Annotated in this window: 12 protein-coding genes; 5 read left to right on the forward strand and 7 right to left on the reverse strand. The window is 38.2% G+C overall.

The genetic code is table 11. The features are described 5' to 3' along the window. Positions 1–810 precede the first annotated feature (810 nt). Positions 811–3936, forward strand: coding sequence for a S8 family serine peptidase (locus ASU03_RS13235; protein WP_057832280.1), 3126 nt, complete (start codon positions 811–813; stop codon positions 3934–3936). 656 nt (positions 3937–4592) lie between these two features. Here the strand turns inward: ASU03_RS13235 and ASU03_RS13240 are convergent. After that, positions 4593–5138 carry a PEP-CTERM sorting domain-containing protein gene (locus ASU03_RS13240; RefSeq protein ID WP_057832281.1) on the reverse strand — a complete coding sequence of 182 codons (546 nt, stop codon included), beginning with the start codon at positions 5136–5138 and terminating at the stop codon, positions 4593–4595. Between the two features lie 391 nt (positions 5139–5529). Between ASU03_RS13240 and ASU03_RS13245 the strand changes: the two genes are divergently transcribed. Beyond that, a complete protein-coding gene (locus ASU03_RS13245) occupies positions 5530–6021 on the forward strand; it encodes a hypothetical protein (RefSeq protein WP_057832282.1) in 492 nt (163 codons plus the stop codon). Between the two features lie 96 nt (positions 6022–6117). Here the strand turns inward: ASU03_RS13245 and clpB are convergent, their stop codons facing one another. The 3 genes from clpB to rluD all read right to left on the reverse strand — a co-directional run bounded on the left by clpB (position 6118) and on the right by rluD (position 10777). Next, positions 6118–8694, reverse strand: a complete 2577-nt coding sequence (gene clpB / locus ASU03_RS13250; RefSeq protein WP_057832283.1) for an ATP-dependent chaperone ClpB — start codon at positions 8692–8694, stop codon at positions 6118–6120. A gap of 186 nt (positions 8695–8880) precedes the next feature. Then, positions 8881–9822 carry a peptidoglycan editing factor PgeF gene (pgeF, locus tag ASU03_RS13255; RefSeq protein WP_057832284.1) on the reverse strand — a complete coding sequence of 314 codons (942 nt, stop codon included), beginning with the start codon at positions 9820–9822 and terminating at the stop codon, positions 8881–8883. Continuing rightward, positions 9797–10777 carry a 23S rRNA pseudouridine(1911/1915/1917) synthase RluD gene (rluD, locus tag ASU03_RS13260; protein ID WP_057832312.1) on the reverse strand — a complete coding sequence of 327 codons (981 nt, stop codon included), beginning with the start codon at positions 10775–10777 and terminating at the stop codon, positions 9797–9799. Before rluD ends, pgeF begins: the two co-directional genes overlap by 26 nt. A gap of 174 nt (positions 10778–10951) precedes the next feature. On the opposite strand from rluD, the gene ASU03_RS13265 reads away from it, so the two are divergent. After that, entirely contained in the window at positions 10952–11710 is a 759-nt protein-coding gene (locus ASU03_RS13265) for an outer membrane protein assembly factor BamD (RefSeq protein WP_057832285.1), read from the forward strand. 213 nt (positions 11711–11923) lie between these two features. Here ASU03_RS13265 and ASU03_RS13270 read toward each other — a convergent pair whose 3' ends face one another. Continuing rightward, positions 11924–13132, reverse strand: a complete 1209-nt coding sequence (locus tag ASU03_RS13270) for a hypothetical protein (RefSeq protein WP_057832286.1) — start codon at positions 13130–13132, stop codon at positions 11924–11926. Between the two features lie 450 nt (positions 13133–13582). Continuing rightward, positions 13583–13921: a nitrogen regulatory protein P-II gene (gene glnB / locus ASU03_RS13275; RefSeq protein ID WP_057832287.1), complete on the reverse strand. Its 339-nt coding sequence runs from the start codon at positions 13919–13921 to the stop codon at positions 13583–13585. A 163-nt stretch (positions 13922–14084) separates the two neighbouring features. Here glnB and nadE point away from each other — a divergent pair, with 163 nt between their 5' ends. Both nadE and ASU03_RS13285 read left to right on the forward strand, forming a co-directional pair. Beyond that, positions 14085–14930: an ammonia-dependent NAD(+) synthetase gene (nadE, locus tag ASU03_RS13280; RefSeq protein ID WP_057832288.1), complete on the forward strand. Its 846-nt coding sequence runs from the start codon at positions 14085–14087 to the stop codon at positions 14928–14930. A 90-nt stretch (positions 14931–15020) separates the two neighbouring features. Continuing rightward, on the forward strand, positions 15021–15596 hold the full coding sequence (locus ASU03_RS13285; RefSeq protein ID WP_057832289.1) for a GspH/FimT family pseudopilin: 576 nt from the start codon (positions 15021–15023) through the stop codon (positions 15594–15596). A 242-nt stretch (positions 15597–15838) separates the two neighbouring features. Here ASU03_RS13285 and ASU03_RS13290 read toward each other — a convergent pair whose 3' ends face one another. Further along, positions 15839–16264, reverse strand: a complete 426-nt coding sequence (locus ASU03_RS13290; RefSeq protein ID WP_057832290.1) for a hypothetical protein — start codon at positions 16262–16264, stop codon at positions 15839–15841. Between the last annotated feature and the right edge of the window lie 59 nt (positions 16265–16323).

Genomic DNA, 16323 nt, shown 5'->3' on the forward strand with positions numbered 1-16323 from the left:
AAGCGTTTTTGTTCTCCCCGAAAGGAAAACTATGTAAAACAACATTAATGTGAGTGTCCACACAAATTGCATGATAACTAATTGTTAAAGAAAAGAGGTCTTAGTCGCATTCGCTAAGTACCTTCGCTCCTTGCTAACGTTGCCGTTTGCCCGAAGCAGGATGCGCATTGTACGCCTCCGAGTTTTGATGTCAACGTTTATTTTAATTAAAAGTTAAGTGTTTTAAAACACTTTAAAACGTTTGCTTAAGTTAGCTGATTTACCTTAATAAGGCAGAGATAACTTATCAAAACAGTTCGTTGATGGTTCATTTTCCCTGAACCCCTTGGAACTGGATGCGCATTCTATAGAGTTTTGAGTGTAGCACAAGCGTTAATTTTACTTTTTTGTTGGTTCGATTACAAATGACACATAAAGTACAAAATATTAACAACGTGAAGAAAGTGTCAGCTTTCTTTACATGTACCCGCATAACTACCCACAAAGAACAAAATCACACAAAGACCTGCAAAAACAACCATATAAGGTCATAATATACAATATACAGCAAGGAATTCTGACTATTATTGCACTTTAAGCAAATATTTATGTAAACTTATTTTACACTGTTTACATTGTAGCAACTCCTTTGATCCTATACCTCACCCTTAAAGTACCAAAACAACACCACTTATTAACATTTGTGTAACAAAGGCACTATTATTGCTTATATATTTTACTCGCTATTTTTCATTGCGCTTTTGCCAATGAAGATAAAGAAAGTGTAATAAATATACACAGCGAAGATATAACAATAAACCGGAGATAAATATGTATTTTAAGAAATCCATAATTGGGAGTCTGATTACATTAGCACTCACTGCTGGCGCATCCAATGCAGTAGTAGCTAATGAAATTACTGGCGATATCAGTAAGTTCAAATCAGTAGGTAGTGAAATTAATAGCAAACATAAAACTACAGGCTATATTATTCAATTAAGGGGTAAGACTGGTATTGCTCAAGCACAAGATATTGGTGAGCTGTTACCCACCAATCAATTAGTTGCAAATACAGGTAATCGCTACAACGCTTATACCCCTGCAATGAAAGCTTATACACAAGCAATGGAAAACAAACAAAAGCAAGTAGCAAGTTCAATTGACTCACTTGAAATTTTGCATTCTTTTAAACATACTTATAATGGTTTCACCGCCAAACTTAATGCTAAGCAAAAAGCACAATTAGAATCTCACCCTGATGTTATTGGTATATGGGAAGATGAATTACATGTGGTAAACACAGCAAACACTCCTGAATTCCTTGGTTTAACCGGGCCTGGTGGACAACACACCCTGAATATAAAAGGTGAAGGTGTCATTATCGGGGTTATCGATACGGGTGTATGGCCGGAAAACCCTAGTTTTGCCGATGATGGCTCATATTCAGATCCAGCCGACCTTGGTTGGCAGGGTACTTGTGATACCGGCACTGATTTAGAATTTAGCTGTAATAATAAATTAATTGGTGCTCGTTATTTTGGTGCTAGCTTTAGCAGCCAATACGATATTCAATATAGCTTAGGGGAATTTGATTCTCCTCGTGATGCTGACGGTCATGGTAGCCATACGGCTAGTACTGCTGGTGGTAATGAAGGTGTAGCGGCTATACTTTCAGGAGCTCCAGCAGGTACAGTTTCAGGCATGGCACCTCGTGCTCGTATTGCGGTATATAAGGTTTGTTGGAATAGCGACTATGTTAGTCCTGAAGGCAATAAAGAACGTGGTTGTTTCGGTGGCGATACTATGGCAGCAATCGATGCTGCGGTCACTGATGGTGTAGATGTAATCAACTACTCAATTGGTGGAAGTAAAACTGACTTAACAGTGCCTGCATCTGCAGCCATGTTAAATGCTGCCGCTGCTGGTGTCTTCGTTGCTGTTTCTGCAGGTAATAGTGGTCCTGATAAAGAAACTGTTGGTACTCCTGCTCCTTGGGTTACCAGTGTCGCAGCATCTACTTATAATGGTACTTCTACTATTATTGGCAAAACACTTGATGTTACTTCTGGCACTCTAGCCGGAACTTCACTGATGTCAGTTCCTGCAGGTTTTGCTCCGGCAACAGCAGGTCTTGCCGGTGAACTTGCTTTAGCAGAACCCGTTGAAGCCTGTAATGATGCACCTTTAACTAATGCAGATGAATTAGTTGGTAAAATAGCACTTATTGCTCGTGGTTCATGTGCTTTTACTGAGAAGTTCATCAATGCGCAAAATGCTGGCGCCATAGGTGCACTTGTTTATACTTATGACGGCACCTCACCATTTTCTATGGGTGGTGAAGATCCCGCAGTAACTATTACGGGTTCAATGATCTCCTTTGCTGATGGCCAAGCTTTGACAGCAAGTGTTCTTGCTGAAAGTACTTCAGTAATCTTTACAGACACAGCGGCTTCTGGTGAAGTGGTTGAAGTGGGTAATACCATAGCGTCGTTCTCATCACGTGGTCCAAACTTAAACACTTACGACATTATCAAACCAGATATTACTGCTCCTGGTGTTAAAATATTAGCAGCAACTACATCTGCACCAATGTTTGGTACACAAGGTGAGACATTTAAATACCTGCAAGGTACATCTATGTCTAGCCCGCATATTGCAGGTTTAGCGGCGTTATTTAAAGAGTCGAATAGCTCTTGGACGCCTGCACAAATTAAATCAGCAATGATGACAACCGCTCGTCAAGACTTAACGAAAGAAAATGGTACTACGCAAGCAGACCCATATGATTTTGGTTCTGGTCATGTAGCACCTGTTTCAGCTTTAGATCCAGGTTTATTGTTTGATATTAACCTTGCTGATTACCTAGCCTTCCTTTGTGGTCAAGATAAAGAAAGCTTTGTGGCTGGTTACAATACAACTTGTGCTGAACTAACAAGCACGGGCTTTAGTACTGATGCTAGTCAATTGAACTTACCATCAATCGCTATTGCCGAGTTACTTGAAGCTGAAACTATTTTCAGAACAGTATCAAATGCAACGCTTGCAGCATCTTCTTACTCTGCAAAAATTGAAGCGCCTGCAGGTTTTGACGTAAGTATTCAAACGTTTGATGCCAATGGTGATGAAACGCCAACAACGAGTTTAGATGTTGATGCCGACGGTAAAGCGAGTTTTGCCTTAACGTTCAGTAAAACAGAAACCACAGAACTTAATGCTTGGAAATTTGGTGCTATTACTTGGACAGACAGTGCTGGTCACTCAGTACGTTTACCACTAGCAATTAAAGCGGTACCTACCGTTAAAATTGAAGTGCCGAAATTAATCTCTGGCGATCTTAGACGTGGTCGTTTCCGCTTCCCAGTTAAGATGCTTTACTCTGGTAGAACAAGCATTAAACATGCCGGTTTAGTGGCACCATTTGGAACAGCTGGTACTGTTGAAGCAGACCCAGCTAAAGAGTTTGAATTCTTAGGTGCTGGTACTAACTACCATATGTTCCATATCCCAGCTGGCACTCAAGTAGCTCGTTTTAGCTTATCGGATGCTTTAGTAACAGAAGCAGATAGCGATCTTGATCTATACGTTTACCGTTGTGATAAATGGAATTGTATTCAAGTAGCGAACTCACTTAACGCGGGTTCAAATGAAAATGTTATATTAACTAACCCAGAGCCACGGGCAGATGTGAGTGTTGGTGATGTTTATCTAACTATGATTCATGGTTACTCAACAGGCACAGCCTCAGAAACTGATTACACTATGGTTGGTTGGATTGCAGATCAAGCTGAAAGCACTACTCGTGTTATCTCAAGCCGTAGAGCCATTACAGGTCGTTTTAATTACACTACTATTATGACGAGAGGTTTACCAACAGGTACTACTTATATGGGTGCGGTAACTTACTTTAATGCTGATGGAGAAGCTGAAGGTACTACTGTCCTTGAATTAAATAACTAGTCTTAGTTACTCATTGTTCAATGCTAACGCTATTTATGCGTTAGCTAAATAATATTAGCAAAGCCCATTTAAATCATTTAAGTGGGCTTTTTATTTGCCTTGCTATTAAATGGCTTCTTTTCTCAATCTACTACTAACCTTCTTTTCATTAGCTCTCAATATTTACTTTTACAGTAGCCTAACTTTAAAATAGCTTAACCATGGCTGAAAATTTTAAACTTAAGCCATATCATATTCTACTAACGCCAACTCGGGATAAGAACAAAATAGCGATTGTCGTCATTACGGTAGTCATTTAAGCCGGAATCTATAGTTTAAGTGAATAGATTCCCGACAATAGACCTCGGGAATGACGAAACTATGGACTTCCAAGCTTTCACATAGTAACGGAATAGCTTACAACAGGAGTAATGGTTGATAGCCCAGACAAGTTTAGCTGCTAAGTCTCAAGGGACTAGTGCATGCAATTAAGAAGGTTTAAAAATCAGAGGGGATGAAATAAGGAATATGGGGGGTTAACTTGATACTTTTAACTTGCTTGTACTTTGGCAAGATAAATAACAGGCATAAAAAAGGCCTTACCTAAGTAAAGCCTTTATTAATTAAATACCGAGTAATGATGATTGCACGATATTTAAAACACCACTAAGAGGAAATTAGCTCTTTTTACGACGTGATGCTAAACCAGCAATAGCAGTTAAGAACAATACTAAGGTAGCAGGAGTAGGTACTACAGTTGCAGCACCAAAAGTAAGGGTTTCAGAGTAATATAGAACATCATTAGGACCGCCCCACACATCTGCATAATTTTCATTAATACTAGGTTCTGACCAATATGAAGAATCCACGATACTACCCGACCACCCAAAAAAACCATCAAAATCAGTTAAATCATAATCTAAAGTTAATAAACCTAAAGAAATATCATTATGATCAAAGCTAGCTTCAAAAAGTGGGTTTTCCAAATTGTAATCAGTTAAATCTAACAGCTGAAAGCCGAAGAAAGTAAATGATTCAAAGTTTGCAACATAAGAAGTAGAAGCATCCCATACAGTTGCATTATCAATATTGATAGTGACATTACCAACAACCGAGCCATTATCAAGAATATCTTGGCTGATTAGCGTTGCATTTGCTGCACCAGTAAAGCTAAAAGCTAACGATAGTGTGAATAAAGCGCGTAAAAATAATTTATTTAACATGTTACTTCCTATTTATATTATGGCTATTTTATTTTTATAGTATTAATAGCGGTGTTACTTAAGAAGTATTAAGCGACTAGTATAAGTAACTACCGACATTCCACTGTATAAAGCAATAATCACGCCTAAATATTATTTACTCTAAATTACAATGACTTATCCAAACAATAACACTTAGTTAACCAGCGCTTAACAACTAAGCATTCGAGTGTAAAAAAAACCGACACTCGAGTCAGTAAGCTAATAAAAAAGTAACTAATTGTCATTTTATAAATAATTTGCTAGCTTATGGTGACAAAAACAAAGCTATGCTTACAGCTTACTTAGCTCGATATAATGGCTATGCTATCCGTTGTACTATTAGCTATAAGTTACAGAATAAGGTTCGAATATGAGTATTAAAAAAACATCTTTCACTGGCATTTTATTAGCGGTAACACTAATTAGCTCATCGCTTATCAACAGTGCTTACGCAAAAAATATCGCTATCTATCGTTGGATTGATAAAAATAACATTGTGAATTTTAGTCAAAACCTTCCTCAAGGATACGATTATACTGAGCTAAGCACTATATCGTCATTTAGAGCCTTATCAAAAGATGAAAGACAAGCACTTGCTGAAAAAGATAAACTGGCACAAGTCATTGCACAGCAAGAGACTCTTCAAGACGATATTACCGCAAAAAACAAAGCAACTTTTACAAAGAACTGCAAAGCTGCTCGACTTAATATTAAGATGTTAACTTCGTTAGACGATGTTCATGTTAGTGAAGAAAAAAGCGATGGTAGCATAGGCAGTCGCCCATTAACGGCCGCTGAAAAGGCAGAAAAACTGACCTTAAGTAAAAAGCATGAAGGCCTTTACTGTAGTAAAAAAACATAGCCTCTCTAGTTAGTCCTACTTATCTAAGGCTAGTAGGACTAAGTACTGGCAACAAGGGATAATGATTCACTTAATTATTTACAAGCTGACAAAAGGCTATTGGTAGGTAAAGTTCAATTGATCCTCAACAACACTCACTAATATGGTACTGCCTTTGGCAAATTCACTACTGAGTATTTTTTGGGCTAATGGGTTTTCAACCATTTGTCGAATAGCACGTTTTAAAGGTCTTGCGCCAAAAACAGCATCGAAACCTGCGGCAGAAATTAGTGAAATTGCCTCATCAGTTATTTCTAAGTTGAGATCTTGTGCCGCTAATCTTTGTGCCAAAGCTTGAATTTGTATTTTAGCAATTTGTTTAATTTGTTCAGCGACCAGCGGATGAAAAACCACAGACTCATCAACACGATTAATAAACTCAGGCTTAAAGTATTGTCCTAAAATATTCATTACTTGTGTTTTCATTTGCTGATATTGACTCTCACCGGCAAACTCTTGAATGATATCTGAACCAATATTTGAGGTCATAATAATAACAGTGTTTTTGAAATCAACGGTGCGACCTTTGCCATCCGTTAATCTGCCATCATCGAGCACTTGTAATAGAATATTAAAAACATCAGGATGAGCTTTTTCTATTTCATCAAGTAAAATGACAGAATAGGGTTTTCTGCGTACCGCTTCGGTTAAATAACCACCCTCTTCGTAACCAACGTAGCCTGGTGGTGCACCAACTAAGCGTGCTACTGAGTGTTTTTCCATAAACTCAGACATATCTACACGAATTAAAGCATCCGGAGAGTCAAATAAAAATTCGGCAAGTGCTTTGGTTAACTCAGTTTTACCAACCCCCGTTGGTCCTAAAAATAAAAAAGAACCGATTGGCTGGTTAGGATCGCTCAAACCGGCCCGAGCTCGTCTAATAGCATTAGCCACTGACGTAACTGCCTCATGCTGACCAATAACACTCTGGTGTAAGTCATCTTCCATATGTAATAACTTATCACGCTCTTGCTCTAACATTTTAGCAACTGGAATACCGGTAGCACGACTGAGTACATCAGCAATTTCAACTTCAGTTACTTTATTGGCTAACAAGGTCATTTCTTGCATTTCAGCTTGGCTAGCTAAATCTAATTGCTTTTCAAGCTCGGGTAATTTGCCGTATTGCAATTCAGACATACGATTTAAATCACCGGTTCTTCTTGCCGCCTCAAGTTCAATACGTGCTTGTTCAAGTTCTTCTTTGATTGTGTGGGCACCATAAAGTGCTGCTTTTTCCGTGGTCCACACTTCATCTAATTCATCGTACTTTAGCTGTTTTTCGATAATTTGTTGCGAGATGATAGCCAAGCGCTTAATGGAAGCTTCATCTTCATCTTTTGCTAATGCCCTTTGCTCAAGCTTTAACTGAATTAATCGTCGTTCAAGCCTATCAAGATCTTCTGGCTTAGAGTCCATTTGTAAACGAATGCTCGATGCCGCTTCATCAATAAGATCAATGGCTTTATCCGGTAATTGTCTATCACTAATATAACGATGGGATAACGTTGCTGCCGCCACAATGGCAGGATCGGTAATATTGACTGAATGGTGTAACTCATAACGCTCTTTTAGACCACGCAATATAGCAATAGTATCTTCAACACTTGGCTCTTCAACTAAGATTTTTTGAAAACGTCGCTCAAGCGCAGCATCTTTTTCTATATATTTACGGTACTCATCAAGCGTAGTAGCGCCAACACAATGCAAGTCTCCACGGGCTAACGCCGGTTTTAACATATTGCCCGCATCCATGGCACCATCAGCTTTTCCTGCACCGACCATAGTATGTAATTCATCGATAAATAGAATGACTTGACCTTCTTCTTTTGCCAATTCATTCAGCACGGCTTTTAAACGCTCTTCAAATTCACCTCGATATTTTGCACCAGCAACCAGTGCTCCCATATCCAGTGATAATACCCGCTTATTTTTCAAACCTTCGGGCACTTCATGATTAACAATACGTTGGGCTAGACCTTCAACAATTGCCGTTTTACCAACACCGGGTAGCCCGATAAGAACTGGATTATTTTTAGTCCTACGCTGTAATACTTGCAATGTACGACGAATTTCATCATCACGACCAATAACGGGATCGAGCTTACCCTGCTCAGCGAGCTCGGTTAAATCAATGGTATATTTATTTAAGGCTTGGCGAACACCTTCAGCATTTTGTTCCTCAACCTTTTGACCACCACGAATATGTTCAATCGCCGACTTTATTCGTTGTTGATTGGCCCCTAAGTCGATGAGAATTATTCCTAAGGTGCCTTTATCTTCGATAGCAGACAATATAAACATTTCTGAAGAAATATATTTATCAGACATTTTTTGTGCATGTTTATCACATAGGTTTAAAATTCGGCCTGAGGCCGCTGATAATTTAACGTCTCCGCCGCTACCTTCCACTTGCGCTAATGAAGCTAAGCCAGCTTCAATTTTCTGACGCAAAGAGCGTACATCAATACCAGCACTTTTTAACAAGGCAATAACAGAGTTACCGTTTTGATTGAGCAAGGCTAACATCAAATGAATTGGTTCAATGAACTGATGATCTTTGCCTAAGGCAAGTGATTGTGCATCGGCTATGGATTCTTGAAATGATTGGGTAAAACGATCTAAGCGCATTTTTATCTCCTTAATACCAAGTGGATTAATTAATCCAATTAGTATGACTTATTCCCCTAACGTATAGTTATGTTATAAGGCTAAAAGATTATTTTTCAATGAAATTTGGATATTAGATTGATATAAAACAATAAGCTGTCGGTTAATTAACTAAAATATAAACCAGGGTAAATGATCTTTTGTAAATTAACGCCGACAAATAACACTCGCCATACGACCCGTTATTTGCTCCTTTCGATAGGAATAATATTGCTCTGTTGCTTGGTAGGTACATTCAGCTAAACATGAAATAGCAGTAACGCCCAAAGATTGTAACTGTAGTCGGGCAATTTTCTGTAAATCAGCCAAGTATTTACCACTAACTTGCTTTATGAAAGCATGATTAAAAATCACATCTTGCTGAGTAAACGCCTCTTTAACCTCACGACCCACTTCAAAAATATCTTTACCAATACAAGGGCCAAGCCAAGCAACCAGTTCAGCTGGCTTACTGTGCATTTTCTCTAGGGTTTTTTCAATAATATTCGCGGCTAATGGACGCCAACCACCGTGAATAGCAGCAATTTCACAGCCATCTTTATTGCTTAGTAGTATAGGCAGACAATCGGCAGTCATTATTGCCAAAGCAACATTTTTCTGACGAGTGATACTGGCATCGGCAGTTATTACCTGCCCATCTACGGTAGTAATTTCTACTACTCTATTGCCATGAACTTGCTCAAGCCACTGAATTTTAACTTCTTCGATTAACTGCTTACTTGGCGTAACTTGTTTATTGATCAATTGTTGGTTAATAAATTGCTTTAACACATTGCGATGAGAAGTAACTTGCTCAGCATTATCGCCGACATGAAAAGCTAAGTTAAAGGCATCAAAAGGCGTGGCGGTTGAAACTTGCCCGTTTTTCTTTAGTGACAATGGCTGTTGTGGAGGAAGACGTGTTGTTTGTAGCGCGAGAACTTTATCGCTTACTTGAGATGAAGTGCCAGATGAGGACTTATGTTTAGTTCTAGAGGTAGGTAAAGCTGGCCAATTTACCCTCTCAAATGTAGAGTGGGTAAATTGAAATGGCTCATGTACACCATGAGCCAGTTTACTAGGACTAGTATTCGTATTCGTCTTTGGCATTAAGCTTATTATCTTCTTGTAGAAGCTCAATTAGCTCAACAAAATCTGCTGGTAAATCAGCATGCCAAGTCATTTCCTCTCCGGTTATCGGATGAAATAAAGATAACATAGCCGCATGCAATGCTTGGCGTTTAAAATTACGCAATTTCATTAACAGCTCTGGTGTTGAGTTTTTTGGTGGACGAGGACGACCACCATACACAGGGTCACCCACTAGCGGATGAGTAATATGAGACATATGAACACGAATTTGATGCGTTCTTCCTGTTTCTAAACGTAAACGTAAACGGGTATGTAAACGGTATTTCTCCAAGACCCGATAATGGGTAACCGATGGTCGACCAACAAATGACACTGCCATTTGCGTACGCTTAGTAGAATGACGACCAATTGGCGCATCAACCACACCACCTGCGGTCATAACACCACAGGCAATCGCTTCATACTCACGAGTAATTTCACGTAATTGCATCGCTTCAACTAAGTTGGTTTGCGCGGCAATAGTTTTAGCGATAACCATTAGACCGGTAGTATCTTTATCAAGACGATGCACGATACCCGCTCTTGGCACTACGTCGATTTGTGGGTAGTGATGTAATAAAGCATTAAGCAAAGTCCCATTAGGATTACCGGCTCCAGGATGAACAACTAAACCTACAGGTTTATTTATCACTAAAATATCATCATCTTCATAGACAATATTTAAGGGGATATTTTGAGGTTCAAAACGTAACTCAGCTTCAACTTTAGCATTAATATCAACAACTTCACCACCATACATTTTTTCACGAGGACGGGTAAGTACTTTGCTATTAACCTGCACTTGTCCGGCTAAAATCCACTCTTTTATCCGTGAACGTGAATAATCAGGAAACATTATCGCTAATGTTTGGTCAAAGCGTTTACCTAAACATGATTCAGGTACAATACCTTTATGTTGAATGATTTCTGACATTAAACTCTCTTTAAACTCGATTAAACCTAGCGAATTAATCAAATTACCATTTGCACTGTGCAAGGTAAGATTGCTAGGGTAGAATGCATATTCTTAAATATAGAAACATTTTACCCGTTTACGCGGTGGTTTGATATTTATTTTAATTAAAACAAAGTAGCGATAATAAATTTCATGGAAAAATTAACAGTAAAAATTATTTTAACCGTTTTAGCTTTGGCCCTAACTGGCTGTTCTTCTTCTGGTAATGACATTGAAAAAGTTCCGGATAAGTCGGCACAATCATTATTTGTTGATGCTAGATCAGCACTTGATAATGGTTTATATCAAAAGGCCATTCAAATACTTGGCGCCATTGATTCTCGCTTTCCTTTTGGTCCTATTTCTCACCAAGTACAGCTAGATTTAATTTATGCTTACTATAAAAGTGGTGATGCAGCCCAAGGTATAGCTTTAACCGACAGGTTTTTAAGATTAAATCCAAATAACTCAAATATTGATTATGTTTATTATATGCGTGCACTGATCAATATATCTACCGAAGAAAACTTATTTCAAGACTTAGCCGGTATTGATCGTACCGATCGCGATCCAGAGGCTTCACGTAGCGCTTTTAAGGATTTTAAGAGCATAGTCACTGACTTTCCTGACAGCAAATATGCAGCCGATGCACGTAAGCGCATGATTTCGATAAAGTCTCGCCTAGCACAATACGAATTAGCCGTCGCAAAATATTACCTTAAACGCGAAGCTTATGCCTCAGCGGCAAATCGTGGTCGTTATATCCTTGAATATTTCGCGCCCAGCCCAGAGATAGAGCAAGCGTTAGAAATTATGATTGAGAGTTACGATAAGTTAGCGCTAAATGATTTAAAGAAAAATGCTCTGCAAGTGTTAGCGGCTAACTACCCCAATAACAAATTTGTGAACTAGTTAGAGTAACTAAAGCTACTTTATAAAGCTGTTCGTTAAGCGGCTCATTAAGTTAGAAGACAAATCAAAACGCTGAATCACCAAGGTAATTCAGCGTTTTTTTATTAAGTAATTTAAACGGTTAGCTTAAAAGTGTCAGCTTATTTAACACTTTATGCAAACTTATTTGATCTTATATTAAACCTATACTATATAGAAGCCATCGTTTAAAGCTTATAATAACGTATGTTTACTTTTAACACGTAGCACCAACAAAGCAACAGCTAACAACATCAACATTGTAGATTTTGGTTCTGGCATTTCAGTCGTAGTGATACCTGCAGGATCTCGCACCCAAACTGAGATATGAGAGATACCATGACCGTGGAAGGTATTGAATAAATTAAAAGTACCACCTATGTTATAAGGTGACTGTAAGGCTTCTTCCGCATTGCCACCTGGGAAACTATTGAATATATCAGTAAAATTAAAATCATAGATAGCAAATTGCGGACCTTCAAGCGCATCTATACAATCATTACTATTGTCTTTACCATTACCATTACCTTCGACATCATCTCCGTCGACTTGGGATGGGTGACAAACATTACCCGTTTTAAAGACCAAGGCTAAATGATCAAAAACACCATCGCCAAAAAGCTCTTCTAACTTATCTACGATATCGAAGTCAGGCATGATAGACCAAGTACCTATAGTACAGTCTTTTTCACCCTCACTATCACTATCACCCAAATTAAAGAAGCTCAAAGGATCAGATAAATCATCAAAGCAGGTAAATTTTATGTTTAATAGGTTTTCAATAGCAATGCCGGTCAAATTATTATAATTAGAATCATTCATATCTTCAATAAGGTTATTAACGATACCAACACCGGTATCAGAATATTGAAAACCATCACCCTGACCATCTTTATTACCTTCGGAATCCTTGATGTCACCATCATCTTTACCTAAGAAAACCCAACCAGGATCTGTTTTGTTGGTATTACCATCAGTATCATCTAAGTCTTGTAAATCTGTTTCAGGGTTAATAAATAGAATATTGTTAAATACGTTGCCATCTTGGGCTAGCGGACCATTTTCATTATAAAAAGGGTCAAACAATTTGTTATCAGGACTTAACCTGGAGTCTGGACTTGGATCCCAAACAGCGCCGTTGAGTAGACCATCTTGGTAGAGACCGATATTACCTCCTTTGTCTCCTGTGCTCCCTGTGGTTCCTGAAGGTATGGGCTGATCATTACCTAATAAAATTACACAATTAGTCGCTGATTCGTCAAGAATTATTGCAGGTAAGGCTTCAGACACTAGCTGAACAAAATCTAGTTTTACATCACTGGTGCTACACATAGCTGTAGCCAGAGCGGCTGAGCTAGCAAGCAACATGATAACTAAGCTCATTAATTGAATTAAAAATTTCATAACGTTTCCTCGTGTTATTGAATCACCATTCAACTGCTTTGGCATACTTCAAAAGAAAAATTCGTTATTAAAAAAGCTGCATAAACTGCACCAAAGTACAATTTAGTATATTTATTAACCAGTTGTTAATGAGGCGAATATAGACAGTGGCAAAAGTGTAAAAGAAGCCGACACTTTTAACTATTATTCACCCAACTTCTCGTGTTTTTTTGCACTGATAAGGAACAAACAACAAAAATGATTTCAATTTTATCGGCACTAAGACAGACAAAAGAAATACAGTATGTGGCTAGTAAATAAATGGGGGAAATATGGCAGTTTATAGCGAGAAAATTCAATTATAAAAATTACGATGTGATTAAATTCAATGAAGTTAAATGCGACAACAAGATAATTGCAGTCGCATTAAATTAGATAACTTAGGTGTTAAAGCTTTAAAATATTAACGCCCTAAATGGCTTCGTGGTTCTCTTCACCCGTACGGATACGAATAACACGCTCAACATCAGTAATGAAAATTTTACCATCACCAATCTTGCCAGTTTGCGCTGTTGCTAAAATAGCGTTAACACAACGTTCAACATCTTCTTTGGCAATTACAATTTCTAATTTTACTTTCGGTAAAAAATCAACCATGTATTCAGCACCACGGTAAAGTTCAGTGTGGCCTTTTTGACGGCCAAAACCTTTAACTTCTGATACAGTCATGCCTGTTACGCCAATTTCACCGAGAGCTTCCCTAACATCGTCCAATTTAAATGGCTTAATAATCGCTTCTATTTTTTTCATTTATGTTGCTCGTTAATTAATCGTTGAACTTAGTTAAGTAAAGTTAAGTTGATTTAGTTATTACAGCGCGTTTATTGGTAGATATCAATATCCAATTGGCTTTTAATTTTGTTAAACTAGTGAAAACACCCTACTTTACCCTCAAGCCTTGTTAGGAAGTCCAATGGATCAGCAAACCATCATTGCCGAAATGAAAGTTATCCCTGAAATAGATGTTCAATTTGAAATAAACCGTCGTATTAACTTTATCAAAAAACAACTAACGCAATCTGGGCTAAGTAATTTAGTGCTAGGCATTAGTGGCGGTGTTGACTCGTCTACTTGCGGCCGTCTTGCTCAACTTGCTGTCGATGAGTTAAATGAGCAACAATCAGAAGAAAACAATAGCAAAAGCTATCAATTTATCGCGGTACGTTTACCTTATGGAGTACAAGCCGATGAAGAAGATGCCCAACAAGCGATAAACTTTATTCAACCAAGCCATTGCTTAACCACTAATGTACAAGTGGGTGTTGATGGTATTCATCATGAGGTTTTACAGGCAATGAGTAAGGCAGAAATTTTAATAGCTAATGATGCTCATATAGATTTTTCTAAAGGTAATGTAAAGGCCAGAGCACGCATGGCAACACAATATCATATTGCCGGTATTGTTGGCGGCTTGGTACTAGGTACAGATCACAGTGCTGAAAACATCACTGGATTTTTCACTAAATGGGGTGATGGTGCTTGCGATTTAGCGCCACTTTTTGGTTTGTCAAAAAGACAAGTCAGAGCACTTGCTAGAGCGCTGGGTGCACCAAGTATATTAGTTGATAAAGTACCTACCGCTGATTTAGAAGAACTAGAGCCGGGTAAAACAGACGAAGATGCCTTAGGGATAACTTATGAGCAACTGGATAACTTCTTAGAAGGAAAAGAAGTGAGCACTGTAGTTAGTGAACATATCATCAATCTTTATAAAAAAACGCAACATAAAAGACAAACAATACCAACCATTTACGGTTAATTTTTTGTTGAAATCCTTTTAGGCTTAGCTAAACCCATTTTTATTATCTATAACTGAATAACAGAAGGCAGTTAATAAAAATGGATTTTTATGCTTAATACTCAGCCGTATGGTAAAAATACTAAATCGACTAGCAACCCGCTAACGCGTTATCCAGCTAAGTTATGCCAAGGAATGACATTAATCGAATTAATGCTCAGTATAGGTATTACTTCGATACTCACTACCCTCGCCTTACCTAACTTTAACGACTTTATTGTCCAACTCAGAGTGGATAATGAAATTTCACGGCTATCACGCTTGTTACTCACCGCGCGTTATCACGCTATTAGCAGTGACACTAATGTTATAATCTGCCCAATAGCAAGCAATGGCGCATGTTCAAGCAACTGGCACGAAGAACTGAGCGTATTTATTGATAGTAATGGCCCAATAAAGTCTGGTGATGTACTAACCTATGCAAAAAACAGAACTAAAATAACCTATCAGCCAACCGGGCATTTATTTGGTTTAAGTAATGGCACACTGCGTTATTGCCCGAAAGGTTATCAAGATAAATCTAGAGCGATAGTGGTCGCGCGATCTGGCAGGTTTTACGCCACCACAGATAACAACCATGATGGTAAAGATGAAACCCGCAGTAATCAGCTCATTAAGTGTGATTAACGGTCAACAGACAAAGTTAATTTTTGTTCGCTTGTGGGACGTTAAATACCTTAGTTAAGTTTTAATCGTGAAAAATAATGGCTTATTTACTGATAAGCTAAATTGTGAAAAGTCATAATATTCTAGCTGTTTGTTATTTTGCCTCTAAGTAAAATCATGGTAAAAACAGAGATTTCACCCAATTAAAGGCATAACTAGCCTTAAGTGAGTAATTTATTTAGAAGGGGAATATTGATTAATGGTTAAGCCAGCAACTTTTGGCAAATTAACACCGTTGCTCGTTTTTTCAAATGTTGGTGTTCACAAAAATCCGTAAGTGCTTGCGCCCTACCCACTGCGCTATGAAAACATTGTCTAAACTGAGTGGTTAATACTAACCAGTTTTGGGTACTAATGCCTAAGCGGCTTAATATTTCAGGTTGGGCTTTGTCTATATAACCGCGTTTATCGGCTCGAATACAGCGGCCGGTTAAATCAAGCAATTGGATATAGTCACTTAATTCAAACGGTAAACCTGTAGGCATGTTCTTTCTTGGGTTACCGATAAAGGGCAGTAGTTGTTGGGCTTGTTGCCCTTTAACTGCGGCTTTTATCCGTCGTTGAATACTGGTGTACTTGGATGTTTCTGGGGTTTTAGCTATCTTAGCTCTAGGTAGAATAAAGGTCATTTTGATAAGACCTAAAATTTTCTACGAAGGCTATTAACAAAATAAAGCTTAAAGATAAA

Source organism: Colwellia sp. TT2012 (genome assembly GCF_001440345.1).
In the GTDB taxonomy this organism is placed as follows: domain Bacteria; phylum Pseudomonadota; class Gammaproteobacteria; order Enterobacterales; family Alteromonadaceae; genus Colwellia.